The organism is Paenibacillus tritici (genome assembly GCF_013204885.1).
Lineage (GTDB): Bacteria > Bacillota > Bacilli > Paenibacillales > Paenibacillaceae > Paenibacillus_AQ > Paenibacillus_AQ tritici.
Genome location: NZ_JABMKX010000011.1, coordinates 280953 through 307114 on the forward strand (window position 1 = coordinate 280953; position 26162 = coordinate 307114).

Consider the following 26162-nt stretch of genomic DNA (forward strand, 5'->3'; position numbering starts at 1 on the left):
GGCAAACGCCTGTCCTCTATGTTCCTGTTAGCCCTGGTTGAAACCATTAGGATACGGTTTCCCGGAGTGCTTCCACCGTTATGCGTTCAATGAATTTGCTGTATTTCTCTTTCTTTTTCCCATGCTCCTGAAAGATTGAAATCAATCCGGTAACGATTGGAATTAGCCGTTCTTCTTTGACCCCGGATATAAAGAGCCGGGCAAGTTTCGCTTTCAAGCCTTTAGCTTCTCCTCCGATATAGATATCAAATGTATCTCTCATCTTCACAACAGCAATATCTTTTAGCAAAGGTTCACTGGTCCCTAACGCGCATCCGGCGTATCCGATCTTTAAGGGACTTGGGACCTCATGACCGGCAATCATCTCATCCAGCGCCTTGGCTACATCCAATCCGGCATCCTCGGCACCTTTGCAGAAATTGCAGGCGATCAAGCTTTTGGTGAAATAACCGGAAGGATGGATCTGCAAACCGGATTTTTGGAGTTCATCCTGTACCTCTTCCAGCCGGTCCTCCTCCATCGCAACATACAACTGCTTAAATGTGGTCAATTCAATTTTAGCATTGTCACCAACAATGCGGCCCAGAATTGCCAACTGTTCCGGTTTAAATACCGTACCGCCAACTTCAAAGCCGGGGGTGACGGCAAACTTCTTTACGGCCACTCTTAGCTCACTCTCCCTATGATTAGGCTGTATTAAAGAACATTTATGACAAAAGGCACCGTAAACACCTGGTCGTTATGCTTGAATTGTCCCCATATTTTATAGAGGCCGCTCTTCGGAAATGTCGTCATAAACTGGGCATCCGGTCCTGAAGCTGTCTCTTCCATCGGATGCACATGCAGATACTCTTCTGTACTCTCCGTCAAGATCACAACATGCCCAACAGCTCCCAGATAGGGTTGAAGGTTTGTAATGGGCGTCTTCGTTTTTTCTTGTTTAAAGGTATAGGTAAGCATCAATTCTTTGTTTGCCGCTAATGAATCAAACTGCAGGGTTACCAGTTTCCCGTCTACGGCTTTGGTAAGCTCCTTCTCGGGCTGGACCGGTTGTGCTGTTGCAGTGTCTCCTTCGACATGCACCCACTCCATTTTACTCATCGCGCTGCCGCCAGTTGGAATAAAATCGGCAATCAGCTTGTAATCCCCGCCAGCTGGAAACTGAGTCTTAATTTCAAATAGTCCGTTTCCTTTAAATGCCGGGTGTATGTGATTAAAATACGATAAATCTTTGCTGACTATCATCATGTGCAGCTTCTTTTCATGGCTGATATCGAAATTATCAAGCGGTTTTCCATCATTTCGAACTTCCAGATGAATGATCGTATCCTGCTTAGCCTGCGCCTTTTGACCGCCTGCAAGCGTCCATACCGCCTTCACCTTATCGGCTTTAATGATATCCTTGCCTTCCTTACCATGACCTCCATGACCTCTATGTTCGTGACCTGCCGGCTCCTTCGCTTTGTGATCTGTTTGATGTCCTCCGTGATTTTTATCCATCATGTTTGATCCCCTTTCTTTGATTCGCTCGTTAAACTTTCATCCGTTGAAGCCTCAATGCATTCAGTACTACAGAGACGGAGCTGAGTGCCATCGCTGCTCCTGCCACCCAAGGTGCTAACAATCCGAGTGCCGCAATCGGGATACCGAGCGTATTATAGCCAAGCGCCCAGAACAGATTTTGACGAATGTTGCTCATCGTTTTGCGGCTCATGTAGATAGCATCCGGAATGCTGTTCAAATCGCCGCGCATCAAGGTTACGTCAGCCGCTTCCATTGCGACATCTGTTCCTGTTCCGATCGCCATGCCGATATCCGCCATCGCCAGTGCAGGAGCGTCATTGATGCCATCGCCGACCATCGCAACTTTCTTGCCCTGCGCCTGCAGTTTCTTCACTTCTTCCGCCTTGCCTTCCGGCAGGACTTCCGCACGGACTTGATCAATACCGACTTGCTTGGCGATCGCCTGAGCTGTACGTTCGTTATCACCAGTAATCATGATAACCTCAATACCCATGTCCTTCAGCCGGGCTACGGCTGCTTTTGAGGTTTCTTTAATGGTATCTGCCACCGCGACCAGACCTGTGTACTTACCATCAATCGCGATCAGCATGGCTGTCTTGCCTTCCTCCTCGAGCTGTGTCATGTGATCAAAGGCATGTTCGACAGAGATCTTATATTTGGCCATCAATTTGCGCGTGCCGGCCAGAATTTCCCTGCCTTCGACCATCGCACGGATACCATATCCCGGAATCGCCTCGAATTGTTCTGTACCCGGAAGCTCAATGCCTTTGGCTGTGATACCGGATACGATCGCTTCTGCAAGCGGATGCTCAGAGTCCTTCTCAGCAGCACCAACCAAGCGAAGGAAATCTTGTTCATTCATATGCTGGACGGCAACATCCGTGAGTTCCGGCTTGCCTTTCGTTACGGTACCGGTTTTGTCAAGAATAATAGCATCAATTTTATGAGTAGATTCCAGATGCTCGCCGCCTTTAAACAGCACACCGAGCTCCGCGGCGCGTCCTGATCCCGCCATAATTGATGTTGGTGTTGCAAGTCCAAGCGCACATGGGCATGCAATAACCAGAATCGCAATCGCCTTCTCCAGTGCACCCGCGAAATCGCCAGGCGTAACCCAGAAGTACCAAACCAGGAAGGCAGCAATCGCAATGCCGACGACGATCGGTACGAAGATGCCGGAAATGACATCCGCTACTCGTTGAATCGGTGCTTTCGAGCCTTGTGCTTCTTCCACAACCTTTATGATTTGAGCAAGTGCAGTTTCTTTGCCAACCTTGGTTGCTTTCACTTTTAATCTGCCGTTTTTGTTGATGGTTGCACCTATGACGTTGTCTCCGGCTTTCTTCTCCACTGGAAGACTCTCGCCTGTCAGCATCGATTCATCGACCGCGGAACTTCCTTCCAGTACTTCCCCATCCACCGGAACCTTCTCACCCGGTTTAATCACGACGATGTCGCCGGTAAGTACCTCTTCCAAAGGAATCGTCATTTCTTGGTTGCCACGAATGACCAAAGCTGTTTTCGCCTGCAGTCCCATCAGCGTTTTGATAGCTTCGGATGTGCGGCCTTTGGCAAGCGACTCGAACAGCTTCCCAAGAATAACAAGTGTGATCAAGACCGCGCTTGTTTCGTAATACATGGCTGGACCATGGTGAGCCATGCTGCCCATTGAAGCCCATTCAAGGGTTAAGTAAAGACTGTAGAAGTAAGCAGCTGACGTTCCCAGTGATACGAGCACGTCCATATTCCCACTTTTATTGCGGAGGGCTTTGAAAGCACCCACATAAAATTGCTTGCCGATGTAGAATTGGACCGGTGTCGCCAACGCTAGCTGAAACCACGGATTCATGAATAAATCTGGCATCCAGATCCATGATAAGAAGGTAAAGTGACCAACCATGGACCAAAGCAAAGGCAGTGAAAGAATAGAGGAGATGAGCAGCTTGCGCTTTTGCTGCGCAATGGCTTTCTCCCGGTGCTGGGAGGGGCCCGTTTCCTCCTGCTTTGGAACCGCTTTGTATCCAAGCTTCTCCACCCGCTTTTGGATTTCGGCTATCGTGACTTCCGTTGCGTTATATTCAACCCGGGCAGTCTCTATGGCGAAATTAACGACAGCGCTCGTGACCCCAGGTGTTTTATTCAGCGTTTTTTCGACTTTGACGGCGCATGCTGCACAGAACATGCCGACAAGATTGAAATCGACAACTTCTTTGGCCGTACCGTAACCAAGTTTCTGAATACTTTGTTCCATTTGTGAAACACTGACTTTATTCGGATCATACGTAACCGTAGCCCGTTCCAGTGCAAAGTTCACGGTTGCTTCCGTTACGCCTTCGAGTTTATTTAATCCCTTTTCAATCCGGTTTGCACATGCGGCACATGTCATTCCGGTTAATTGCAGGGAGGTTTGCTCCGTTTCCAACCTGGTTGCTTCCATCACGAGCGCCTCGCTCCTTTCGTCGATTGATTAAACTACGTCGTATCCTTGTTCTTTAATGGCTTCTTTAATGGCATCCAGCGTTAATTTACTTTCATCATAAGCAACTGCGACCGTACCGCCGGAAAGATCGACCTTCCCGCTTGCTCCGAGTGTTCTCAGAGCACCTTCGATTGAGTTTACACAGTGTCCGCAAGACATACCTTCAACATTTAGATTTACATTTTTCATCATTCATTTCTCCTTTTATGATCTATTTGTTTTATTTCATTAGCTTCTGTATGGTTTGCAGCAGCTCTTCAACGACTTCTGAATCGCCTTTTTGAATGCGATCCACCACACAATCTTTAAGATGTCCCGTCAGAAGAACTTTTCGCACTCCGTTAAGTGCGGCTTGAACGGCAGCGATTTGATTCAATACCTGATCACAATACGTATCCTTTTCGATGAGTCCCCTCACACCGCGAATTTGCCCTTCAATCCGGTTTAACCTGACGACTAAGTCATCCTTCACCACACTCGAATGATGACTTTTTCGGCCGTCGCTCATCCCGCAGCACTCTTGTTCGATCTTCGTTTGAAGCTCATCCAATGTTGATCACCTCCTTGAATGTAGTATACCCCCCTATACTATATAAAGTCAAACGAATTTTACTACCTTACCTCTCTACCCTATATTTTATACAAAAAGAAAAGGATTCTTGCGAATCCCCGGCAGTTACTTATTTCATTAATTTATTTATCGTAACCAATAACTCATCAATCACTTCATTCTCGCCCTCTTGTATGCGTTCAATGACACAGCTCTTCATATGGTGCTCCAAAAGCAGTTTACCGACGCCGTTCAAAGCCGATTGAACCGAAGAGATCTGATTCAGAACGTCATCACAATAGGTATCCTTCTCAATCATACCCTTAAGGCCCCTAACCTGACCCTCAATCCGGTTAAGCCGACTGATAAGTGCGTTTTTGCTTTTTTCAGAATGATGGCTTTTTCGCTCATTAGTACCGCAGGATTCGTGCGTGTGTGTATTGGCCTCTTGAATGATATCTTCCATGCCCTCACTCCTTTCTCTTTACTTATATTGTACCATAGTCCCCCTACCCTATACAAAATCATAAATAGTGGAGACCAAGCTGGAACAAAAACGCGATCCAGCCTTATTATGGCCTGGATCGCTTAAGTATAGGAAATCTATGCTTTATTGTTTAGGCATCCGTAAAAAGAGCAGCGAGAGAACCGCACCTGCGATAGCAGCAATCGCCGCGCCAATGAATGCAGCATGAAAGCCTGTGTTTAATGCAGTAATTTGTTCGATCCCTTGCTCCACCTGGCCTCCTGTCCAAGTAGCCGCCACTGCGGACATGATGGCAAGTCCAATGGCTGAGCCAATCTGGTAGCTGGTATTTGCAATTCCTGAAGCTAAGCCCGTTTCCTCCGGCTTGGCTCCCGACATAGAGGCCATCGTTCCTGGGATGAAGGCGAGCGCCATCCCAAGCGCCCCTAATAATGAGGCTGGAAGCACGTTCGCTATGAAGTCCCCCTCCAGCGGCGTATAACCTGCTAGCAGGAACAAGGACCCCGCCAGAAGGAGCAAACCGATAACCAGAATGTTCTTAAATCCAAAACGCCCTACCAAGCGGCCCGTAAACCCCACCATGAATACCATAACTAAAACGGTCATCGGTACGAGTGCCAATCCGCCAGCAAAGGCGGAGAACCGTAAAACCTGCTGCAGATATAGATTCAAGAAGAACCATAACGGAATCCACGCAGCGGCGAGCAAGCCAAATGCGATATTCCCGGCAAGCAAGTTCGGCGCGGTAAAAATACCAAGCGGAACCAGTGGCTCTTTTTTTACCTTTTGGATAGTAAAGAAAGCAATTAGCAGTACCGCTGTTATTATGAGTAAGGTAATGGTCTGAGTCGATACCCAGCCTACCTGCCCTGCGGTAACGACCGCATAGACTGCCAACACAAGGGCTGCTGTTATGGCCAATGCGCCGACAATATCAATACTTCCTTTGCGGCGAACACTGACCGGAAGTACCTTCATGCTGTAAAGAAGCGCAAATATGCCCACGGGTATATTGATTAAAAATGTCCAGTTCCAGCTTAACCACTCCGTTATTACCCCTCCGAGAAACACGCCTGCTGTACCTCCGGCTGCCGCGGAGGCCCCCCAGAATCCAAGTGCTTTTGTGAGTTCTTTCGGATTATGACTAAACAAAGTCATAACAATCGTAAGTGCAGCTGGCAGAATGAGCGCTGAGCCTAGCCCTTGTATGGCACGGCCAACATTCATCGAAGCTTCTGACCATGCGAGGCCGGCAAGTAATGAGGCTACGGAAAGAATAAGAAATCCGATCATGAATATTTTCCGCTGTCCGAACAGATCAGATAATCGACCTCCCAGCAGCATTAGCCCTCCTAAGAAAATAACATAAGCATTGAACACCCACTGCAAGTTATCCTGGGAATAACCCAGGGCTTCCTTAATGGCCGGAAGCGCGACTCCGATAATGGATGTGTCCATGATGACCATAAATTGCGCTAAACACAGTAAAAACAACGCTTTCCATCTTCTTGCATCTGGCGATGCACTTGCGTTTGCCTGTGATGACATTTGCTTCTCCTCCTTTAATGGCTGTGGATTCGCTCAACTCCGAACAATTGTGCTGAACCTATCCTTAAGCAATATAGTATAGACCCCTACCCTATTTGTCAATCATGTTTATTGATATTCCTCTTTGCAGAAGGTGTTGCTTATTATGGGTTGCATAGGGTAGGGGACTATATGATATAATTTCATCGTTCGTATCAAATATGAGCGAGGAGGCAAGTAATGATCAATGTAGAAGTATATACAACGCCAACGTGTGAGGATTGTAAAAATTTCAAAAAGTTCTTACGAGAACATGAAATTTCGTTTACGGAGTATGATATCGCCGATCACCCTGATTATGCCGATACACTTCGAAATCGGTCAGGGAAAAATTTAGTTCCTACTATTTTTATCGATAATCAGATATTTTTCGGTTTTGTATTCAATCGCCAAAAAATCGAAAAATTGCTTCTTACCTAGTTTCTCAAAAAAAGAGCCACTCCCTGCAGAGTGACTCCTTTCTTCTTATATTCAAATCAATCTTTTTTTTCGCAATGTAAAACCCTCTTACGGATTGGCCCCGGCGGGTTTCCCTGTAACTACCGGGAACCCCGGCTTCAGCCGGAAATCGTCACGGGCGGCGTCCCTGAACTGCGGATCGGCAAACTGCGAGCTGGAATCGTTCCCCGTGTCGCGCTGGTAGAAGGCGAAGCCGGGGTATTCCTTCTTTTTCCATACCCAAAAGGCCTGATCTGCCCCTGATTCTGTATAATAAAGGTTGCTGCCCAGCGTATTATTGCTGTTGCTTGTATATTCGTTGCTGATCATAACGCCGGAATCACCTGCTACGATAATATTGCGGGTAATGACATTACCGCTTAAGTTAGCTTGCAGATACAATTGGCCGTTGCCATCGCCCAGCAGGTCGTTCTTGTAGAGCGTATTAGACTCGATGATACTATCGCTGGTGCCTCCACGCTCCTCGTCATAACCGCCCATGGCAATACCGGTCAGCCGGTTGTGGTAGATCAGATTGTTTTTGACCGTAATATCCCTGGTTAGCCTTCCCTTATGTTCGGAAGCAAGCTCAAGGCCGATGTCATTGTCATATAAGCGGTTCTGCTCCACCAGGATGGACCTTCCTCCGTCGATGTAGATTCCACCTGCCGCATGGCTGTCATTGGGTACAGGCTTGCCATAAGACGGATTAAGATTGGACGAAATCCCGTAGACTACGTTTCCTTGGACCGTTCCGTTACGCGCCTGATCCACCCGCTCGTCTCCCGCCGTTCCCTCAAACCCGATCAGGTCGATCCCGATATTGTCGCTGTCATGAACGATATTGTTCGTAATCTCAAAAGTATCCACATTGCCGTTAACGACCAGCGCCTCACTTGAGCCAAGCACCAAATCGTACACTTCATTACCATCAATAATCAGTCCTTGCAGCGCTTCCTTCGCTTCGGTTCCGTACACGGCAATCCCATGGGCATCCCTCCCGGTAAGCCCGTCCCCTTCAGGCGTGGCCGTATTGGCTATGGAATGAATGCGGTTATTGAGCACAGAGAGGTCCTTCCCTGAACCGTGAATATAGATACCTGCGGGAATGTCGCCAAGGGATGCAGTCTTGTAATTGCGGATTTCCAGTTGCTGAATCGTTACATAGCTGGCCTGATGGATCTCGACCATACCCTCCAAGCCGTCAACCGGCAGGCCTTCGCCGTCAAGCACCGCCGTCTCATTCGGATAACCGGCGAATATGACAGGACCGGCATCCTTCGAGCCTCCCTTGGAGATCTGCAGCTTCTGATGGTACACGCCTCCGCGAATATAGACACGGGTTCCCGGCTCTGCGAGGTCCGCAGCATGCTGAAGCGTCTTCCAGGGAGAATCTATGGTCCCTTGATTACTATCAGCTCCATCGACAGCCACATAGTACGTGTTGGCCTTATCCGGCTGCGGCGCTGCACTGGACTTCGGGGCCGGAGCTGTTCTTTGCGCGTATTGCGGCTTAGCTTCCGGCGGAGCTTGAACAGATAACGGCGTGTCCGAGGCGCCGGAACATCCCGACAGTACGATCAAACCAAGCACAATAGCCGATCTCCGGAAAATTCTTAGCATTTATGCACTCTCTTCTCAGCTTATTTATGATCCTCACCCAAATAAATACGGATGATTGCATCCATATATTGCATGACCTCGGTGGTCATCCCGTACACCCGTGCAGTTTGTCCCTCCTGCGGTGTAATGTACTCCCAATATTTCTGAATGAGCTGCTCATCACCGCCGAACATTTTGTCGGCGTATTCTATGATTGAGGCCGCGAGCTGCTGCGCCGCTTCAGAATCGGGCGGTTCTGCCAGCAGTCCAGAGACACGCCTGAGAATATCGGACCACTCCATAGCGAGCGGATTGCTTACATCGTTAATCGGCAGCACCTCCAGCTCTTCCGGAGTGAAGACCTGCTGCCGCAGCTGCGGACCCTGCGGGGGCTGTTCAAGCTCACGGATAAATCCGAGCATCTCCTCAATATTCACTTGTTCGGTTGCCCGCATCGCGTACAAGGTGGAGAACAGCAGATGCTCTACCGCCCGCAGCTTCTCCTGCTCCTGCTTTACGAAGACCATCTGCTGCTCCAAGGCACGGCTCCAGACGGTGACATCATGGTGTGCAACCTCACCGCTGTCGAGAATCACTTTAATTTCACTCAGCTTGAAATGCATTTGCTTCAGCACAGCAATCTTCTGCAGCCGTAGAATCTCATTCTCGCTATAAGAGCGGTACTGGTTCCCGGTATCCCTGTCCGGCTCCAGCAGGCCCAGCTTCTCATAATAATGCAGGGTGCGGACAGACACACCGGTTAGCTTGGACAGCTGGCCTACGGTATACATGGGCTTTCCTCCAAATAGGAATATTATTTGCTATATAGATTGAATTTGTAAGTTATGCGACATAGGTTGGCCGTGACTCCAGAGAATGTTTGGCCCTCCGGCCGCTGTTGTCCCCAGATTTCTTGATTTTGAACCGCTAATCGCGGTGGAAATCCGGTGACAAAGGCGGACGCTGACGCTCCTACAGTGCCAAAATTCTCCTCCGCCACTTTTCCCTGTCTGTATATTTTCAAGATCAAATCTATATAGAAGGTTGGGCACAGTAAATCATCCGGCACTGGCATGGCCGGATGATGGTTTATTACTAGTATGCTGTCCGCAGGCGCCGGCGGCGCCACAGATTAAGCAGTACCAGCAGCCCTGCGCTGCCGATAATGATTACACCAAACTGGATCACAACGGGACCGGTCCCCGCCTCCAGCTCGCTGTATGTCAGCAAGCGCCGGTCCTGCTGCAGGATAACGAACCGCGCAATTTCCAGAAAGGCCACATGAAATCCGACGGAAGCCCACAGTGATCCGGTCAAGCTGCGCCATAGCTGAAGCATCGTGCCATAACATAACAGCATAATCACATACTCTGCATTAATGCTGCTTCCGCGGTCGAGCCCGCTCCAGGCTTGCAGCTGGTTCACCGTCACCGGCACCAGCACAAACAGCAGCACCTGAGCGCCGTAAGCTGCGAAGGCAGGCAGGCGCAGCCGCAGGCCGCTGTATACTATTCCTCTCATTGACAATTCCTCCGGCAGCGCCTCGTACAGGAAGGCAATACATGTGTTGAAGGCTACAGCCAGCAGCAGCTCCGCAGAGAAATGCCAGGCTGTAATGGTGGTCCAGCCCAGGATACCCGTAATTATGAAGCCCAGTCCCCCCATCAGCAAGGCTGACGCTGCACCGCCCAGCATATGCAGGAATGCGACTGGTGTCAACGGCAGCAGCCTGGCGGTCAGGCGGAACCGGCGCTGGATGAGACAGACCGCGGGCACAATAAGCAGCGCCGCAGTCAAAGCCTGGACAACGGCAATTTCGTTATCCGTTGCACCGGAAGCCCGGACGGCGTTCCCGGCAACCGTAGCCGTGAACAGTCCCAGCGTCATGGCGAGCCAGCCAAGCGCTGTAATTGCCAGCCAGCTGCGGGCAGGTGTACGTCTTAAGATGTTCGATGATGGCATTGTTGTTTTGTCCATTTGTGATCCCTCCTGCTTCCATTGTAAACCCTCCAGTATACGTCAGGGTCAACCCTGGATTAGCAGGAATGATGCGTTAATTCCGTGATGAATGGGATCAGGACACACCGAAATATTCCTTAATCCCTGCTACAATAGCAGCCGCCACCCGGTTCTGGAATTCATCCGAGAACAGGATCGCTTCCTCTGTAGCATTGGACAGGAAGCCTACCTCGAGTAGCGTGGCTGGCATGGTCGAACGGCTCAATACGATTAATTTTTTAGACTTGACCTTACGGTCGGTGAAGCCGGTTGCCCCTTGCAGATGCTTGTGTATCATATCGGTCAGGGCTTTACTGTCTTTCCTGTAATAATAGGATTCGGTCCCCCGCACATCCGGCCTGTCTTGGACGGAGTTCGCATGAATGGATACAAAGGCATCCGCCCCGAGTTCATTGGCCATCTCTGCACGCTTGGGATTGGTCGGGTAGGTATCATCGCGCCGGGTCATTACAATATGAAAATCCGGCTCCTGCAGCAGCAGACGCTCCACTTTTAAGGCCAGGCTGAGGTTGAAATCTTTCTCCAGCGTGTTCGTTATGCCGATAGTGCCAGGATCAGCAGCGCCGTGTCCTGCATCAATCACAATAATTTTTTTCCCGTTCCCCGGATAGGCAGGCTGTACTGAAGGCGGTTCTTGGGAGGAAGAGTTCAGGTCGACGATCAGGAGGCGTGAAGCGACATCTTCCTCAATATAACTGGTATAATTCGTATCTGCAGAGAGTGCTAAAGTGACCCGAACGGTTGAAGCATCTGTTCCCGTGAGCTCGTAATACACCTTGCTAACCTTTGGAGTTCCGGTAATGGCCTGCTCTCCTGATTGGGTCTGATTATCCCAGAGCACCGTCTCTAAGAAGGAGGCGGACAAGGCCGTATGTGGAAGCTCGACTACAATCTGCGGCGGTTGGTTCCCGGCATAGACCTTGGGTTGAACCTTGCCTTCAAAAGCAATCATCAGGCGGTTGCCGCTGAAGCTGAGCCCGTTGACCGTTGAGGCTCCGGCTGCCGGGGCGGGCGGAACTGCCGTGCCTTCAGGCTTGGGAGAAGCTGAAGGTTCAGGAGTTGCTGTAACAGCAGGCGTGGCGGCCGGATCTGTATCAGGCCCCGAACCCGGTTGCGGAAGAGTTGATGAAGTCAAGCCGACAATCTTGCTTTTGTTGTCCCAGCTCACCCCTACGCCCATGGCTTCGCTAATGAATCTTAGCGGCACGACCGTGGTTCCGTTGAGGTTCCGGGGAGCTGCGGACAGCGGATGGGAGGTTCCGTCAATCCAGGCATTTTTGTGCCCGATCGTCAGTTCTACACTGCCCATCTCCTTAGGGATGGTTACGGTGCCAACCTGTTGGTTCCAGATTACGCCCATGCCCAGATTCTCCGCAATGATCCGCAAGGGAACCATTACACTGCCATTGATAATTTCTACCTTGTCTTTCTTTTGCAGAGGGATAGCTTGTCCGTCCAGCAGGATCGTCGGGCGGTTCTTGGCGGCAGCCTGAGCCTGTCCGCTAACCGGCAACAATAAGCATAGGGCTACGAACAGGAGCAAATAACTGAGCCTTCTCATAGGTGCATCTCATCCATTTCGTCTAATTTTGGAATTAACAGTTCTAAATGTAGACGCCAATAATTGGAATAGGTTGCGCATGAATCTGCGTCGCACGCAGTGTCTCCGTTATTCTGGTACTCCGGTTCATAGGTACAGAATGAGTAAAATACATGCAAGCAGCAGCCCGCCAGCCGCATAATCAATCCGCGAAAAAGTCAGCACCCGATAGGAGGTACGGCCCTTCCCGTTCCCGTAAGCTCTTGCATCAATCGTCATCGCCAGTTGCCCGGCACGCTGAATGGTCGTTATGAGCAGCGGCACAACCAAGGACAAATAAGCCATGCCCTGCCGGTGTCCACTAGCAGACTTGATGTCGAAGCCTCTGGCCTGTTGTGCCAGAATCATGCGGTCCAGCTCCTGGCTAATCGTTGGAATGAAACGGATGGCAAGCATAACCGTCAATGCCATAGCTTCTACCGGAACTCCCCAGGCAGACAGCGGCTTAAGCAGTTGCTCCAGCCCTTTGGCAAGCTCCAGCGGCTTGGTGGTGAGTGTTAAGAGTGAGGCCAGCGATACAAACAAAAGAATACGCCAGACCACGAAGACTCCGCTCTCTATCCCTTCCCGGGTGACCAGGAGATGATAGAGCAAGGTGAAGGACACAATAAGCAGAACCGGCTTGATGGCTCTGCCGAAGGTACGGAAGGGGACTCTGGACAGCAGCAGTTGTCCGCCCGCCAGGACAGTCGCCGCCGCGTATCCGCCCCATGTAGTGAGGAAGAGACAGCAGAATGTGAAGGCAAGCACACTCAACAGTTTGGTTCGGGGGTCAAGCCGGTGGACGACCGAATCTGAAGGTATATATTGACCCCATAGGACGTTATCCGCCATGGTGCAACCCTCTTGACTGCCAAACGGGTCTCACCAGCCGCAGAATATCTTCTTCCCTGCAGCTCGCTGGCTCCAGACTACGCCCGGAAGCAGCCTCCATCCATCTCAAAAGCTGTACCGGCTCCGGCAAAGGCAGTCCGGCCTGCTCCAAGAGCTTACTTTGTCTCAGAAACAGTTCGTTCACCTCCAAATGGGCCAATAAGCGCCCTTGTGTAAAGATCATAACCTCATCCGAATATTCGGCAACATCCTCTATCTGATGAGAGATGAATAGCACCGTCCGTCGCTTCTCCCGCTGCCATGCCTGAAGCTTCTTCAGCAGAGCTATCCTGCTTAGGGGATCAAGCCCGGCCGTCGGCTCATCCAGAATAAGCAGCTCAGGCTCGGCAATCAGCACAGAAGCGATAGCGACGAGACGCTTAAGTCCCCCGCTGAGCTGTAACGGGTTCTGCTGGAGAAGGCTTTCCGGGAGTCCGAGCTGTCCCATAACGCTTTTGACAGCTTCGTCCAGCTTGTCAGGGGCTGCTCCCTTCACTTTGAGGGCAAAGGCCAGTTCTTTATACACCGTCGTTTCAAAAATCTGTTGCTCCGGAAACTGAAACACATAACCCGCTTGCGGAACGGCTGTCCTCTTGCCTCTTCTATCCCCCGGCAGAGACTGCCCGTTATGCGTATATTCGCCTGTACAGAAAGGAGTCAGTCCTGTGATCACTTGCGCGAAGGTGGACTTTCCGGCTCCGGCCTGCCCAATGACCGATATCCATCTCCCCTTCTGAAGAGTACAGCTTACCGATTGCAGAATGTCTTTGCCGTTGATTCTTACACCTACGTCCTTTAACTCATAGACCATAAGCCGGTGATCGTCTCCTTCCAGTCTGCGCACAATGGGGCTCGTAACCCAAGCGCTTGATGCAATCTCACCGCAAAAGGAAGCGCAAGCGAATGTTCAGCAAGGGATACATTGCCGAACAAGGCCGAGGGCGTTCCGTCGAAGACGATTTCGCCGCGGCTTAGAAGCAGGACCCGGCCGGATGACAAGATCTCTTCCATATGGTGGGTGATATGAATGATCGTCATCCCCTGCCGGTGCAGGCTATGAAGCACATCCAGGATGGATTGTCTCCCCTGCGGATCGAGCATGGAGGTCGCTTCATCCACGATCAGAATAGCAGGCTTCATCGCTATGACGGCTGCCAGCGCGACCCGTTGTTTCTGGCCGCCTGACAATTGATGCGGCATCGCCTCCGCATACTCTTCCATGTGAACGGCTCTTAGAGCCTCATTCACCCGATCGGCTATTTGCTCTCCGGGGACACGCAGATTCTCCAGCCCGAAGACGACTTCATCATGAACCGATGTCGTGATGAACTGATCTTCAGGATTCTGAAATACCAATCCGGCCCTCTCCCGAATCCCCCTGAGATCCTCTGGATTCAGGGTATTCAGCTGCCCCAGCTTCACCTGTCCCTCTCTTGGCTGCAGCAGCCCGTTCATTAACTTGGCGAGTGTGGACTTTCCGCTTCCGTTCCCTCCAATGATGGAGGTGAATTCGCCCTGGCGGATGGTGAAGCTTAGCTGACGGAGAACGGGAACCCCCCGCCGGTAGTGATAATCGACTTGATCAAAAACAAGCATCTGCGTATACTCCTCCCTTCCGCCGTTACCGTCTCTCAAAATTCAAATAAATCCTCCAATCCGCAAGTAACTATAGCTGCGGGCTGCGGCTTCTGCCAACGGGTAATCTGTTGTCCGTTAACACCGAACACTTTACCAGTCAGCTCAGGGTCCTCCTGATTCAGCAGCAATCGAACGAACCGGGCCACATCTTCCGCTTCTCCCAGGTTCCATTCCGCGGGGAGAGGCTCATTGCATTTGGCGTATTTCTCGGTCAGATGTTGAATAACCGGACGGGTCATATCCGTTACGGCAGCGGGAGCAATGCCGTTGACCCTGATCCGCCTGGACTTCAGTTCATCGGCAAGCGTCCACAGCATCCCGAGAAGTCCGGCTTTGGCCGCGCTGTAATTGACCTGCCCCACCGATCCGGCCAGCCCTGCGGTTGAGGTCATCAAGACAATATCGCCTCCATGCCGGTCTAGATGGGGGATTGCCCGCTGGATGCAGTAGAAGGCTCCGTTCAGATGAACGTCCAGAACGGCTTGCCACTCCAGATCGGTCATAAATTCACATTTCCGGTCCTTAATAATGCCAGCATTATGAATTAGAATCTCCAGGGACCCCAGCTTGCCGGTCACTTCGTCCATCATCGCCGTCACCGCAGCCGGATCGGCTACATTGGCACAGAACCCCTCTGCCGTGCCGCCTGCCTGGCGGATATCCTCTACCACCTGTCCAATTCTCCCGCTGTGCCTACCATTCACGGCTACCTTATAACCGCAGCGCCCCAGCTCAATAGCTATACTGCGCCCAATCCCCCGGGTCGCCCCGGTAATTAATACGGTCTTCATAGGAGCCGGACCTGAGACAGGCTCCTATTCATAAGACCGGCTCCACCAGAACGGCCAGCCCCATTCCGCCGCCGATGCCAAGCGTTGCCAGCCCTCTGCGGTACGGATGCTGCAGCATTTCCGAATACAGGCGTGTCATGAGGATCGCACCGGATGCTCCGTAAGGGTGGCCCAGCGCCAAGGCTCCGCCGCCAGGATTGACCTTCTCCCTTGGAAGCTGGAGCTCACGCAGCGAGGCCAATACCTGGGAGGCAAAGGCTTCATTGAATTCAACGATATCCACATCGTCTATATTCAGCCGCTGGCGGCTAAGCAGTTGCCGGACTGCCGGGACCGGGCCGATTCCCGGATACCGGGGGTCCACTCCGGCGGCCTGCGAGTCCACAAACCGGAGGACGGGGGTGAGGCTCAGCTGTTCACAGGTCTCACGCGACATCATGAGCGCCAGAGCAGCGCCATCGTTAACAGGACAAGCATTACCGGCTGTAACCGTCCCGTTAGGTGCAAAAACAGGCGGCAGACTGCGCAGCTTCTCCAAGCTCGTATCCGGTCTCGGACATTCGTCAGCCGTGATCCGGTAACCGTTGACTTGAAGCGGTACCAGCTCCGGGGCATACCGGCCTGTGCGCTGGGCGTGAACCGCCTTCAGATGACTCTCCAGCGCATACCGGTCCTGCTCCTCCCGGGAAACACCATATTTGTCCGCCACATGCTCTGCGGCCAGCCCCATGTCCGGATCTCCAAAAGCGGCAGGGGTGAACGGTGCGCGTGTATATAACGTTGGTGTACCGGTCAGTGCGGCGGGTCTGAGGAGCTTCCAGGGCGCTCGGCTTGCGCTTTCGACACCGCCAGCCAGGAACAGGTCTCCGGCTCCGCACTGAATGAAGCGGGCAGCCATAATGATGGCTTCAAGCCCTGAACCGCATTGACGGTCGATGGTGACACCGGGAACGCTAACAGGCAGCCCTGCTTCAAGCACAGACTTACGGGCGATATTCCCTCCCGGGCCCACTGTGTTCCCTATGATGACATCGCTGATCCATTCCGGCGGCAGCTTGGCTTCCGTAACGAGGTCCCGGATCAGCGGGGCAAGCAGCTGCTCCGGTTCGAGCGTGCTTAGCTGTCCGCCTATTTTTCCGACAGGGGTACGCTTGGCCATGACCAGAACGGCCTCTTTCATATCGTCCCTTCTCTCACACGGTTTTTCATGATTTGACGGGCTATTTTGCCGGAACTGGTAAGAATGAATCTGTCCACTGTAATCAGCTCCTTAGGTACTTTATAGCTTGCAAGAAAGGGACGGCAATACTTACTGATTTCATCCAGACTGAGCTGCCCTTCTCCACTCCACACGATCATGGCCGTTACCTGCTCGCCCCACCGGTCATCCGGTTTGCCGAATACCATAACCTCCCGGATACACGGAATGCGGAGCAGCACAGCCTCCACTTCTTCAGGAAATACCTTGAGTCCCCCGCTCTTGATCATGTTGCCGGCGCGTCCGGCCAAGTGCAGATGCCTGTCCTGATCAAGGAGCATATAATCCCCTGTTCGCAGCCAGCCCTCCCGGAATATGCTTGCTGTCTCTTCCGGCAGCCGGTGATATCCTGCGAACATCATTTCGCTTCGGATGTACAGTTCACCAACCATTCCCGGCGGGACCTCTTGGAACTGCTCGTCACGGATGGTCATTTGCACGCCATCGAACGGCTTCCCCAACGAATCGGGCGGCTCCTCCCCGGTGATCTCCAGATAGCTGATGTAGCTGGCCTCCGATGATCCGTAATATTCATAGAGCTTCGTGTCCTTGAATATTTCACGGCATCTCTGCTTCGAGGCCGCGGACCACTTGCCTCCAGAGCTGATCAAAGCCTTCATGGAGACCTGCACGGGATGAGAAGCTGCCAGTTGAAGCAAGGTATCGGTCATCGCAGGCACAACGAACAGGATCATGCCGGGTTCGCGGGTACAGAGTTTCAGTACGCTTGGAGCCTCGAATTCCGGGAGCAGATGAAACGTAGCCATACTGTACAGGGATTGCATCATGGCGAACAGCGACAGAGAGTGTACGAACGGCCCGGGGGCAAGCACCTGCTGTATTCCGTTCAGCTCGAAAGCCTTCTCCGTCGCCTGAAGGCTTCTTAGCCATGAAACATGGGTCCGCATATACCCCTTAGGGAGGCCGGTTGTGCCCGATGTATACCCGATGAACAACAGCCCGGGGTTCTCCTCTGCTATGGCATCCGGCTCGAAGGCAGCTAACCAGGAGCTATAGCTTCGGGCTTCCCGCCCTTCACCGAAGGATAACTGCGGAATCTCTGTATAACGTTCTGCGAGGTCAGCCGTAAAACGTTCTTCACAGGCGATCAGTCCGGGCTCACACTGCCGGATTACCCTATCTATCTCAGCGGAAGGCCATTTGGGGTCCAGCAATACAGGAAGACATCCCGCATAGATCGCGCCGAGAAGCAATTCGGCGAATTCCATACGGTTTCCGGACAGAATGGCGATGCTCTGCTTCACGTGCCCGTCATGCCTGAGTCCGGCGGATACCTGCTGAACCCGCCTCATGAGCTGAGCGTAAGTCCGCTCTTCACGGCCGCCCGAGAGGGCAACACGGTGAGGATTCATCTGTGCACGTTCCAGAATGTTCTGTACCAGGTTCATGAGTACCTCACCCCTGCGCCTGTTCTTCAATCGGACTGACGGACCGGAGCTGCATCGTGATGACGGCTGCAATAACGGCTTTGATCAGGTCTCCGGGAAGAAAAGCCGTAGCACCTGCAAGTCCGGCCCAGACCGATGTATTCGTTATCCAGGCCATAATGGATGCGCCGATCAGATTCACCAGGATGACCCCAAAGGCCAGATTGACCGCGATCAGCTTCCAGGTGCGGGCCTTCGGCCATATTTTCTCCGAATACCAGCCGATGAGTCCGGCTGCGAGGGGCCAACTAAATATGTATCCTGCTGTCGGACCAACCAGCACCGCCAGTCCGCCGCGTCCGCCGCTCAGCACGGGCAGGCCAATCGCTACCAGAATGATGAAGATGATCAGGCTGAGGGCGCCCATCCGTCTGCCCAGAAAAGATCCGGCGAGCATCACGCCCAGCGTCTGGGCAGTAACGGGAACGGGGATGAAGCCTAGGGGCACGGGCGGAATCAAGCCAAGCACCGCGATGAGAGCTGCGAATAATGCCGCATATACAAGTTCTTTGGTCTTCAAATAGATAACCTCCTTGAATAAGATAAGCTGAATTATAATCGAGGTTTAATCTATTGTAAACCAATAATCAATTAAAGGTTTACAATTGGGCCGGAATAACCCACTTAAGTTTTCCTATTGTTAGATAAGCATGATAAGATATTCGAAGAGTGTTGATCGGCAAGTTATTCTTTTGGAGGGTTAGGTCCATGACAGTTAAACAACAGCTTCTAGCCTTGCTCGAGGACAGCAAAGGTGAATATATATCCGGTGAAGATATCGCCGGACGCTTATCCGTGACACGCAGCGCCGTCTGGAAGGCCATAAAATCACTGCAGTCAGAAGGTTATTCCATATTGGCTGTAACGAATAAAGGATATTCCTTGTCGCCTCATACGGATATCCTATCCGCCGGTGCCATTGCCAAGTACCTGGATGCACAGGGGCAAAAGCTGCGCGTCGAAGTCTTTAAGACGATCCCTTCAACCAACGAAGCTGTGAAAATCCTGGCCACCGGCGGAGAAGCGGAAGGCAAAGTGATTCTGTCGGAAGAACAGACCGCCGGACGGGGAAGAAAAGGCCGGAAGTTCTTTTCGCCCCCGGGCACAGGGATCTATATGAGCATCCTGCTGCGTCCCAAGCTGTCCGCAGCAGAATCCACACTGCTGACGACTTCCGCCGCGGCCGCTGTTGCCCTTGCGATCGAGCGGGTATCCGGTAAAGACACGCAGATTAAGTGGGTCAATGACGTATTCATGGAAGGCAAAAAGGTATGCGGCATTCTTACAGAAGCCTCCATGTCCCTGGAGAACGGGTCGCTTGATTATGCCGTGCTCGGCATTGGGATCAATGTCGCATTTCCGGCAGACGGCTTCCCTGATGAGCTCACCGGGGTTGCAACCTCTGTCTACCCGGATAGCAGTGCCCAGGGTGATCTCCGCAACCGGCTGGTGGCCGAAGTGCTTAACCGTTTCATGAGCTATTATGAGCATCTGACAGACAGGCTGTTTCTTACCGAATACCGGCAACGAATTCTATCGCTTGGCGGACCGGTCCTGGTGATGAAGGATCATATACAGCGTAAGGCAACCGCTCTAGATATTGATAATGATTGCCGTCTGAAGGTCAGATACGAGGATGGTGACGAGGAATATCTGTCAAGCGGAGAAGTCAGCATAAGAATGTAGCAGTTAACGGAATAGCAAAAAACCGCGATACCCTGGGGCACCGCGGTTAGGAACAATCCTGTTCTTATTGAGCTTGCTTCAACTGGAGCTGCTTCATGAACTCATTGAATTCCCCGGCAATTTCCTTGTATTTCGTATGGTGCAGGTAATGTGAGCCCTCCATCGGGATCAATTTACCTTGGGCCGATTGCTTGGCTTGTTCCTCATGCAGCGGAATCCATTGCTTGTTGCGCTCGTTATTGGATACAGCGAAGAGCAGGACCGGCAAATCATGCGGATAAGTCAGGTTTTCGGCATTTTTGAAATTGGAACCAAGGTGACCCAGCTCATTCATCAATGTTGAATTGCTGGAGACCCGGTTGGTAATCAGGTTCATCTGTTCTTTGGTATGCTCATCATAATCAAGCGATTTAAACGGATCTCCGCTCAATTTTTTGATCAGCCGCATCACCCCTGAATCTTGAGCAAACTTCATGGTCTTCAGCGGCAGCTTGACATCCATGCCCGGCTGATTGGGAACACTGCTGTCGATACCCACGAAGGCTTGAACTTCATCAGGATAAGCGTTCACATAAGATACAGCGTAGAGCCCGGTAATGGAATGTCCCATCAGAATGTAACGGTCAATCCCAAGCTGCTGCACCGCTTCGTGAATCTCGCTGATGATATTCTCTGTGGTTCTTTCTTTGTCCGTTCCATCACTGAGGCCATAGCCGAACGGCTCGATCGCCACCACTTTGTAGTTCGGAGTCAATTGATCAATGAGCAGCTTGAAATCAAGTACTGGCGATGCGGTTCCTTGCCCTGGAAGGAGAACGATCGTCTGCTCGCCGCTGCCTTCAATCAGCACATTCATCTTTTTGCCGTCAACATTGACGTATTGGCCATACGATTCAATTTTGTTTTTCTCGATCCCTTTGCTGATCACATTAACGACAAACGTGATGCCGATGAACAGCACAAGCACCCCGATGATGCCCCCTATAATTTTCAACCATAAGTGCCGTTTCTTCCGGCCCTTAATCCCTGTCTGCTGTGTTTCTGCTGATTTTGCCATGTCCATCTTCTCCTGTCCTTCTGTCTGTAGCGCCACCTTAGCGGCATAACTGAAGTATAGTCACCCAAGATGTCCTCTTCGTGACGGCAATATGAACGGAGTATGAACACTTAATAATTATTGCATGATTGTCATATTTAAAAATTGCGCGTCATCCAATTGGTCATCCGGTCTTCCATTTGCCTTGACGGGAGCAGGCGTACCTTGGTAGAGAATCCGGCCGTCAGTTATGTCGGCTACTGCTATAATAGGCATGCTGTTGTTCTTAAAATAATCGCCAGTTTGCAGCAGCAGATAAATCCGGCCGTCTGCTACCTGGGCTTGACTGATTGTTCCCTTGCCGAGTTGACTCGCTTTAATAGTCACTTGGGGATGAGCGAATCCGGTCGATAGGTCATAGCGGTTGATTGTCACCGCCTCTTCCGATAGGTGCATGGTAGTGTACGTAGCTCTCTCCAGGGAATGGAGAGTCCAAGACCCCGGTCTATTTTCTTCTTCTGCTCCAGCGACAAGCGGCAGTTCCTTCACATCTCCAGAAGCGTACTGGTACTCAAAAAGTCTTTCAGAGAATATCGTAGGAATAGTGTCGCTTGCTGATACGGTATTATCAGTTCTCTTGCTGCTCTCTGTCACCAAAAACAGCACCCGGGAGTTGGCCGCCGTCGGCTTCTTTTCCGCGATGATCTGTATTTGCAGTTCACGATCGTTCCTGGAGGGCTTGCCTAATGGCACTTGGACACTGTGAATAGGTAAACCTGTTTCGGCATTAAACACCATGTCGATAAGTTCATTACCTGAGTTAACTCTGTTAACGTTGGTAAGAACGTGTATTTCTGATCCAGCCTTCTGTACATCTATCACGTTAGTATATTGTACAGAATCGGTCAGTTCATCCGTGTAACGGACTTGCTTGCCGGTTGCCAAATCCAGCGAATCGATACTCCAGCGAATCGTTCCTTCCTGATCCGTATCTTTCGAATGGGTATAACTCGCTTTCGCAAAGATGAGTGTGTCTTGATCCGAGTAATAGCCATCAGTACCCATCTTCCCCCTCATGAACCCTGGATGCTCCTTATACAGCGCTTTAAACTCAGAAAAAGTCTGATCATGCAAAGGCCCCTTGTTTTTCATCCATTGATTCGAGAACGTCTGCTCAGATCTCTTGCTGCCCGATGTGGACACTTCAATGGGGTAAGAACCTTTACCGCCCACATAACTCCCGAGCAGAGTCAATTTGGATGCTTCGGCCAGATCCCCTTCTAATGTCTGCAGCTTATATTCCGGCAGGCGCAATTCTGCACCATAAGCATAAAAAGTTCCGAGCGAAGCCAATATTAACAGAATAAGTGCGCTCGTGATCATATAACGTTTCATTAGTCATTCACTCCCTATACGGTAATCTTCTTCGAGACGAGCCTGAAGCCGAGTGTGAGCGTAAAGCCCATCACCATAAGGTAGATGCAGAAACGGATGGCTGTTATCTCTCGAGGATAGAAGTAATTATACAGATTAAGATAAACTGCGCCTCCGATTGCAGCCCCACATACGGCAACATACAAGATCGCATAGACAATACCGGGCAGGCGGTAGCTTCGCTCGAGCAATACGGCCGTAAAGAGAACAAAGACAGCCAGAATGCCTATTCCATAATAGACAACAAATTGAATTCCATCCAGCGGCAGCAAGAAACGGACGAACACCAGATTTGAGGCAACCGCTTCGGCAAATAGGGAGGACATCCGGTATTCGGAGGGAACCATCCAGTTGAACAGCTGACGTTCCAGCAGCAGCATCAACAATTGGAACGAGACCATGGCAAAAACAAATACAAAGATAGCAGTGGCTTTGGCCATATATACGTTCCGCCTTACCGTCGGCAGGGTAAACAACCGATAGGCAAACTTATCTCTACCGATCCAGTCGCGGTACCATATCAGAAAGACATACAAACCCAATACTACAATGCTGATCAAAATAGGTATCGCAAACAAGAACTGCAAATCTCCGATGACATCGGCAAATGAAAAGTTACGTGTAGAATGCTCTCCCAAGCGGGCTGCCTCTCTCCACCCCTTAACTCTTACTTGCGTAGTATGCACAAGTCCGGTGATCTGAATGGCCGCCGTCAAGAACATCAGGCTGAAGAGAGCGTACCGGAAGCGATGAACCTCCAGATGAACGAGCTTTAGATATCTATTCAAGTGAGGAGCACCTCCTTCATGACGTCAACGACAGATTTGCTTTCCTCGCTTCGGACTTGTTCGCATTCAAAGGAACGGGCAACAACCCCATCACGCAGCAGCACTGCTTTGTCGATGAGATACTCAACCTCTTTCACTTCATGAGTAGTCAGGAGAACGCCGCGGTTGCCGACCAGTTCACTGGAGAACACCTCCGCGATTCTCTCCCGGTTGAATAAGTCTATTCCAGCAAAGGGCTCGTCCATGATCACATAATCGGAGTCTTGAGCCAAACCAAGCACCAGATTGAACTTGGCAGCAGTCCCCTTAGATAAGCGGCCCGCACGTTCATCGAGATCAAGGTCGAAGAAACGCATAAGTTCGTTCGCCCTATCCTTGTTCCAGCAGCTATAAAAGTCTTCCATGAACCGAAGCGCGTCAGACAGCTTCATCGAAGCCGGAATCGCCAAATGATCAGGAATATAGGAGACTCGTTCATAAGTATTCTGATTAATCTCTTCGCCATCAATCCGAATGCTTCCCCCATGAATCGGCGTCAGTCCCATAATCGTTTTGAGTATCGTTGATTTACCCGCTCCATTAAGTCCGAGTAGACAAGTGATTTGTCCCTTCTCGGCAGTGAACGTGACGTCCTTTAACACCTCTTTGTATGTGTATTTTTGGCTGACACGCACGAGCTCAATCATCGTTATTTCCTCCTTCTCCACTCTCAAAGGGGGCTTCCGGGGGCTCCTGTCTTTTCCCCGCCTGTGCCTCTGTGTATTTTTGCTGAATCACATCCAGCAGCTCGTCCAGTGGAACGTCTATGTTGCGAATGGTAGCCACGAACGCTTCAACGGCTGTGCCGAGCAGCTCTGCCCGAATCTGTCTCAATACATCCAGCTCCAGAGTGATGCGACTGGGGGAATTGCCTTCCGTTACAATCAAGCGCTGATCCTCCATTTCCTTGTATGCTCTCTGAGCAGTATTAGGGTTAATCTTTAGCAGGGCTGCCAGCTCTCTTCTAGACGGTATGGTCTGACCAGACTGAATAACGCCGGTTACGATCTTCTCTTTGAAAAGGCGGACGACTTGAGCATAAACAGGATCACGGCTGTTGAAAGTGATTCCGGCCCATTCATTGACTTTGTTCAAAAGTGACACCCCTTATGCTCGCAAGTGTGTACTAAGCGGTTCATACACTACAAAGTGTATTATGCGGTTAATACATTTACTTGTCAATAGTTGGCTAAAATTCCTGTTGTTAAATGAACACAAATAGGAGCAGATCTCTCATCAAATCTATGAGAGTCTGCTCCTATGTTAATCAATCCCCACAATCGACCAATTATGATCGGCCTCCGGCGAGATCGTCTTGCGCTCGCGGATGTAGCTTACCAGGATATCGCGGACGGTGCATTCGGACTCCCAGTGCTTCACCGCGCTGACCAGCCTGGAGGCCTTCAAAAGACTGCTGTAGCGGTAATTATTGACGGCAAGCTGAAGCTGATCGGTATCGGCAAGCGGTCTGCCCTGGTACATTAGATTGATAATACGGCTTCCCGCAGGCCGGGAGATATCAATCTGATAATCAACCCCCGCGAACATATCGTAGAGGTAACTCGGCACCTCGGGATCGGCGGCAATCGCCCGGTCGCCCGGCTGCCACTGCCGGAAATGGGCAGCCGACGCTTCCATGTAAGCCTTCAGCTCCTTGCCGGTGACCGTGACGACATACAGCAGGTTATCAAAAGGATAAATGCGGTAGACATCCGCATAAGTCAGAGGCCCCTGCTTCAGATCTGCCTTGTCGTTGAACAGGCTGGTGGCGGCAACATCCGCCCCGCTGGCCTGAAGCATCGCCCTCTGGATCAAGGTAATAACCGCCGTATCCTGCACTCTTCCCGCCGGTATACCTTCAGCTACCTCTGGGGGCTGGAAGTCAGCGGACGCATAACCCAGAATCCCGCCATCCCCCTCTATTGAAGGACCGCCGCCGCCCTTGGCAATGAACCGGAGGGTCTCTTCATGCGCCTCTGCAACGAGATCCCGGAATTCCGGATCCGGCTCCCAGCCGCTCATATCTACAATCGTCACCTCGCGGTTCACGACCCTTAGCTGTTCACGGTTCCGCTCAACCGTAAGGTCGAAGCGCACGACTTCCCGCCCCCGGTCACGCGGTCCCCCGATGACGGTATTCCCCATGCGCTGATTCACCGTAATATGCATATGCCCGACCAGCAGGGCATCCGCCTCAGGAACAAGCTCTGCGATGCGTTCGGCAGCATCCGAGCCTCCTTCTTCATCGAATTCTGCGACCATTCCCGCATGGGCGCTGATCACAATAAGGTCTGCCTTGCCTTCCGCCCGAAGAGCAGCGGCAAGGATCTGGGCAGTCTCAGCCATGTGGCCGAAGCTTAATCCCTCGACCTTACCTCCGTCCCAGCGCGGGACGTTGGGGTTCGTAAGTCCGATCACTGCAATCCGGACGCCTTGCCGCTCCAGGATGACATAAGGCTCTGCCAAAAGCTTACCGGCCTTATCCCGGACATTCGCGGCCAGCACGGGGAAGTCCAGCTCCTGCTTGATTCGTTCCACCAGTTCAATGCCGAAGTTAAATTCATGGTTGCCCAGAGTCAGAGCCTCATAGCCCAGCGCATTCAGCGCAGCCGCAACCGGATGCAAGGCATCCGGCCGCTTATTGTAGACATCGTCGGTCAGCATATTGCCCTGGAAGACGTCACCGTTGTCGATCAGAAGCACTTCCGTACCGCTCTCTCTGAGCTCCCGGACATAGGAGGCCACTCTGGCCAGCCCGTCATTTACAGTATCCATGCCATCTTCGTAACGGTACCCCCACAGATTGCCGTGAACATCCGAGGTAGCGATAATTACGATGCTCAGTTGGTTAGAGCCAGCTTCCAGTTCAATCATGATGTTCCCCT

General features: G+C 51.5%; 26 protein-coding genes. 2 read left to right on the forward strand and 24 right to left on the reverse strand.

What is annotated here, in order from left to right:
- Window positions 1-46 precede the first annotated feature (46 nt).
- The 7 genes from HQN87_RS21120 to HQN87_RS21150 all read right to left on the reverse strand — a co-directional run bounded on the left by HQN87_RS21120 (window position 47) and on the right by HQN87_RS21150 (window position 6588).
- Window positions 47-664 (reverse strand): NAD(P)/FAD-dependent oxidoreductase, encoded by a 618-nt coding sequence (locus HQN87_RS21120; protein WP_173137349.1) that lies wholly within the window; start codon window positions 662-664, stop codon window positions 47-49.
- Between the two features lie 32 nt (window positions 665-696).
- A complete protein-coding gene (locus HQN87_RS21125; protein WP_173137351.1) occupies window positions 697-1503 on the reverse strand; it encodes a DUF8832 domain-containing protein in 807 nt (268 codons plus the stop codon).
- A 28-nt stretch (window positions 1504-1531) separates the two neighbouring features.
- Window positions 1532-3961, reverse strand: a complete 2430-nt coding sequence (locus HQN87_RS21130; RefSeq protein ID WP_173137462.1) for a heavy metal translocating P-type ATPase — start codon at window positions 3959-3961, stop codon at window positions 1532-1534.
- Between the two features lie 30 nt (window positions 3962-3991).
- The gene (locus HQN87_RS21135) at window positions 3992-4192 is read right to left on the reverse strand and encodes a cation transporter (RefSeq protein WP_173137464.1); all 201 of its coding nucleotides are present in this window, start codon (window positions 4190-4192) and stop codon (window positions 3992-3994) included.
- Between the two features lie 31 nt (window positions 4193-4223).
- Entirely contained in the window at window positions 4224-4511 is a 288-nt protein-coding gene (locus HQN87_RS21140) for a metal-sensitive transcriptional regulator (RefSeq protein ID WP_173137466.1), read from the reverse strand.
- Between the two features lie 172 nt (window positions 4512-4683).
- Window positions 4684-5019, reverse strand: a complete 336-nt coding sequence (locus HQN87_RS21145) for a metal-sensitive transcriptional regulator (protein ID WP_173137353.1) — start codon at window positions 5017-5019, stop codon at window positions 4684-4686.
- 144 nt (window positions 5020-5163) lie between these two features.
- A complete protein-coding gene (locus tag HQN87_RS21150) occupies window positions 5164-6588 on the reverse strand; it encodes a DHA2 family efflux MFS transporter permease subunit (RefSeq protein WP_173137355.1) in 1425 nt (474 codons plus the stop codon).
- Between the two features lie 219 nt (window positions 6589-6807).
- Between HQN87_RS21150 and HQN87_RS21155 the strand changes: the two genes are divergently transcribed.
- Complete coding sequence (locus HQN87_RS21155; protein ID WP_173137357.1) at window positions 6808-7047, forward strand: glutaredoxin family protein; 240 nt, start codon at window positions 6808-6810, stop codon at window positions 7045-7047.
- Between the two features lie 87 nt (window positions 7048-7134).
- On the opposite strand, the gene HQN87_RS21160 is transcribed toward HQN87_RS21155, so the two are convergent.
- The 11 genes from HQN87_RS21160 to HQN87_RS21210 form a co-directional block, all read right to left on the reverse strand.
- Complete coding sequence (locus HQN87_RS21160; protein WP_173137359.1) at window positions 7135-8688, reverse strand: right-handed parallel beta-helix repeat-containing protein; 1554 nt, start codon at window positions 8686-8688, stop codon at window positions 7135-7137.
- A 20-nt stretch (window positions 8689-8708) separates the two neighbouring features.
- Window positions 8709-9458: a MerR family transcriptional regulator gene (locus HQN87_RS21165; RefSeq protein WP_173137361.1), complete on the reverse strand. Its 750-nt coding sequence runs from the start codon at window positions 9456-9458 to the stop codon at window positions 8709-8711.
- Window positions 9459-9762: 304 nt separating this feature from the next.
- A complete protein-coding gene (locus tag HQN87_RS21170) occupies window positions 9763-10644 on the reverse strand; it encodes a CPBP family glutamic-type intramembrane protease (protein WP_173137363.1) in 882 nt (293 codons plus the stop codon).
- Between the two features lie 97 nt (window positions 10645-10741).
- The gene (locus HQN87_RS21175) at window positions 10742-12247 is read right to left on the reverse strand and encodes an N-acetylmuramoyl-L-alanine amidase (RefSeq protein WP_173137365.1); all 1506 of its coding nucleotides are present in this window, start codon (window positions 12245-12247) and stop codon (window positions 10742-10744) included.
- A gap of 126 nt (window positions 12248-12373) precedes the next feature.
- Window positions 12374-13120, reverse strand: a complete 747-nt coding sequence (locus HQN87_RS21180; RefSeq protein ID WP_173137367.1) for an energy-coupling factor transporter transmembrane component T family protein — start codon at window positions 13118-13120, stop codon at window positions 12374-12376.
- Complete coding sequence (locus HQN87_RS21185) at window positions 13110-13970, reverse strand: ATP-binding cassette domain-containing protein (RefSeq protein WP_173137369.1); 861 nt, start codon at window positions 13968-13970, stop codon at window positions 13110-13112. The genes HQN87_RS21180 and HQN87_RS21185 overlap by 11 nt, the downstream gene beginning before the upstream one ends.
- Window positions 13955-14755 (reverse strand): energy-coupling factor transporter ATPase, encoded by an 801-nt coding sequence (locus tag HQN87_RS21190; RefSeq protein WP_173137371.1) that lies wholly within the window; start codon window positions 14753-14755, stop codon window positions 13955-13957. The genes HQN87_RS21185 and HQN87_RS21190 overlap by 16 nt, the downstream gene beginning before the upstream one ends.
- Window positions 14756-14790: 35 nt before the next feature.
- Window positions 14791-15588: an SDR family NAD(P)-dependent oxidoreductase gene (locus HQN87_RS21195; RefSeq protein ID WP_173137373.1), complete on the reverse strand. Its 798-nt coding sequence runs from the start codon at window positions 15586-15588 to the stop codon at window positions 14791-14793.
- A 28-nt stretch (window positions 15589-15616) separates the two neighbouring features.
- The gene (locus HQN87_RS21200; RefSeq protein ID WP_173137376.1) at window positions 15617-16768 is read right to left on the reverse strand and encodes a thiolase family protein; all 1152 of its coding nucleotides are present in this window, start codon (window positions 16766-16768) and stop codon (window positions 15617-15619) included.
- Window positions 16765-18255: a class I adenylate-forming enzyme family protein gene (locus HQN87_RS21205; protein WP_173137378.1), complete on the reverse strand. Its 1491-nt coding sequence runs from the start codon at window positions 18253-18255 to the stop codon at window positions 16765-16767. Before HQN87_RS21205 ends, HQN87_RS21200 begins: the two co-directional genes overlap by 4 nt.
- 7 nt (window positions 18256-18262) lie before the next feature.
- On the reverse strand, window positions 18263-18814 hold the full coding sequence (locus HQN87_RS21210) for a biotin transporter BioY (RefSeq protein ID WP_173137380.1): 552 nt from the start codon (window positions 18812-18814) through the stop codon (window positions 18263-18265).
- A gap of 188 nt (window positions 18815-19002) precedes the next feature.
- On the opposite strand from HQN87_RS21210, the gene HQN87_RS21215 reads away from it, so the two are divergent.
- The gene (locus HQN87_RS21215; RefSeq protein WP_173137382.1) at window positions 19003-19980 is read left to right on the forward strand and encodes a biotin--[acetyl-CoA-carboxylase] ligase; all 978 of its coding nucleotides are present in this window, start codon (window positions 19003-19005) and stop codon (window positions 19978-19980) included.
- 64 nt (window positions 19981-20044) lie between these two features.
- On the opposite strand, the gene HQN87_RS21220 is transcribed toward HQN87_RS21215, so the two are convergent.
- From HQN87_RS21220 to HQN87_RS21245, 6 genes are all read right to left on the reverse strand, one after another.
- A complete protein-coding gene (locus HQN87_RS21220; RefSeq protein ID WP_173137384.1) occupies window positions 20045-21037 on the reverse strand; it encodes an alpha/beta hydrolase in 993 nt (330 codons plus the stop codon).
- 117 nt (window positions 21038-21154) lie between these two features.
- Entirely contained in the window at window positions 21155-22411 is a 1257-nt protein-coding gene (locus HQN87_RS21225; protein WP_173137385.1) for a hypothetical protein, read from the reverse strand.
- Between the two features lie 14 nt (window positions 22412-22425).
- On the reverse strand, window positions 22426-23238 hold the full coding sequence (locus tag HQN87_RS21230; protein WP_173137386.1) for a hypothetical protein: 813 nt from the start codon (window positions 23236-23238) through the stop codon (window positions 22426-22428).
- Window positions 23235-23924 carry an ATP-binding cassette domain-containing protein gene (locus tag HQN87_RS21235; RefSeq protein WP_173137387.1) on the reverse strand — a complete coding sequence of 230 codons (690 nt, stop codon included), beginning with the start codon at window positions 23922-23924 and terminating at the stop codon, window positions 23235-23237. The genes HQN87_RS21230 and HQN87_RS21235 overlap by 4 nt, the downstream gene beginning before the upstream one ends.
- On the reverse strand, window positions 23917-24372 hold the full coding sequence (locus HQN87_RS21240) for a GntR family transcriptional regulator (protein ID WP_216857389.1): 456 nt from the start codon (window positions 24370-24372) through the stop codon (window positions 23917-23919). Before HQN87_RS21240 ends, HQN87_RS21235 begins: the two co-directional genes overlap by 8 nt.
- A 168-nt stretch (window positions 24373-24540) precedes the next feature.
- The gene (locus HQN87_RS21245) at window positions 24541-26151 is read right to left on the reverse strand and encodes a bifunctional metallophosphatase/5'-nucleotidase (protein WP_173137388.1); all 1611 of its coding nucleotides are present in this window, start codon (window positions 26149-26151) and stop codon (window positions 24541-24543) included.
- Between the last annotated feature and the right edge of the window lie 11 nt (window positions 26152-26162).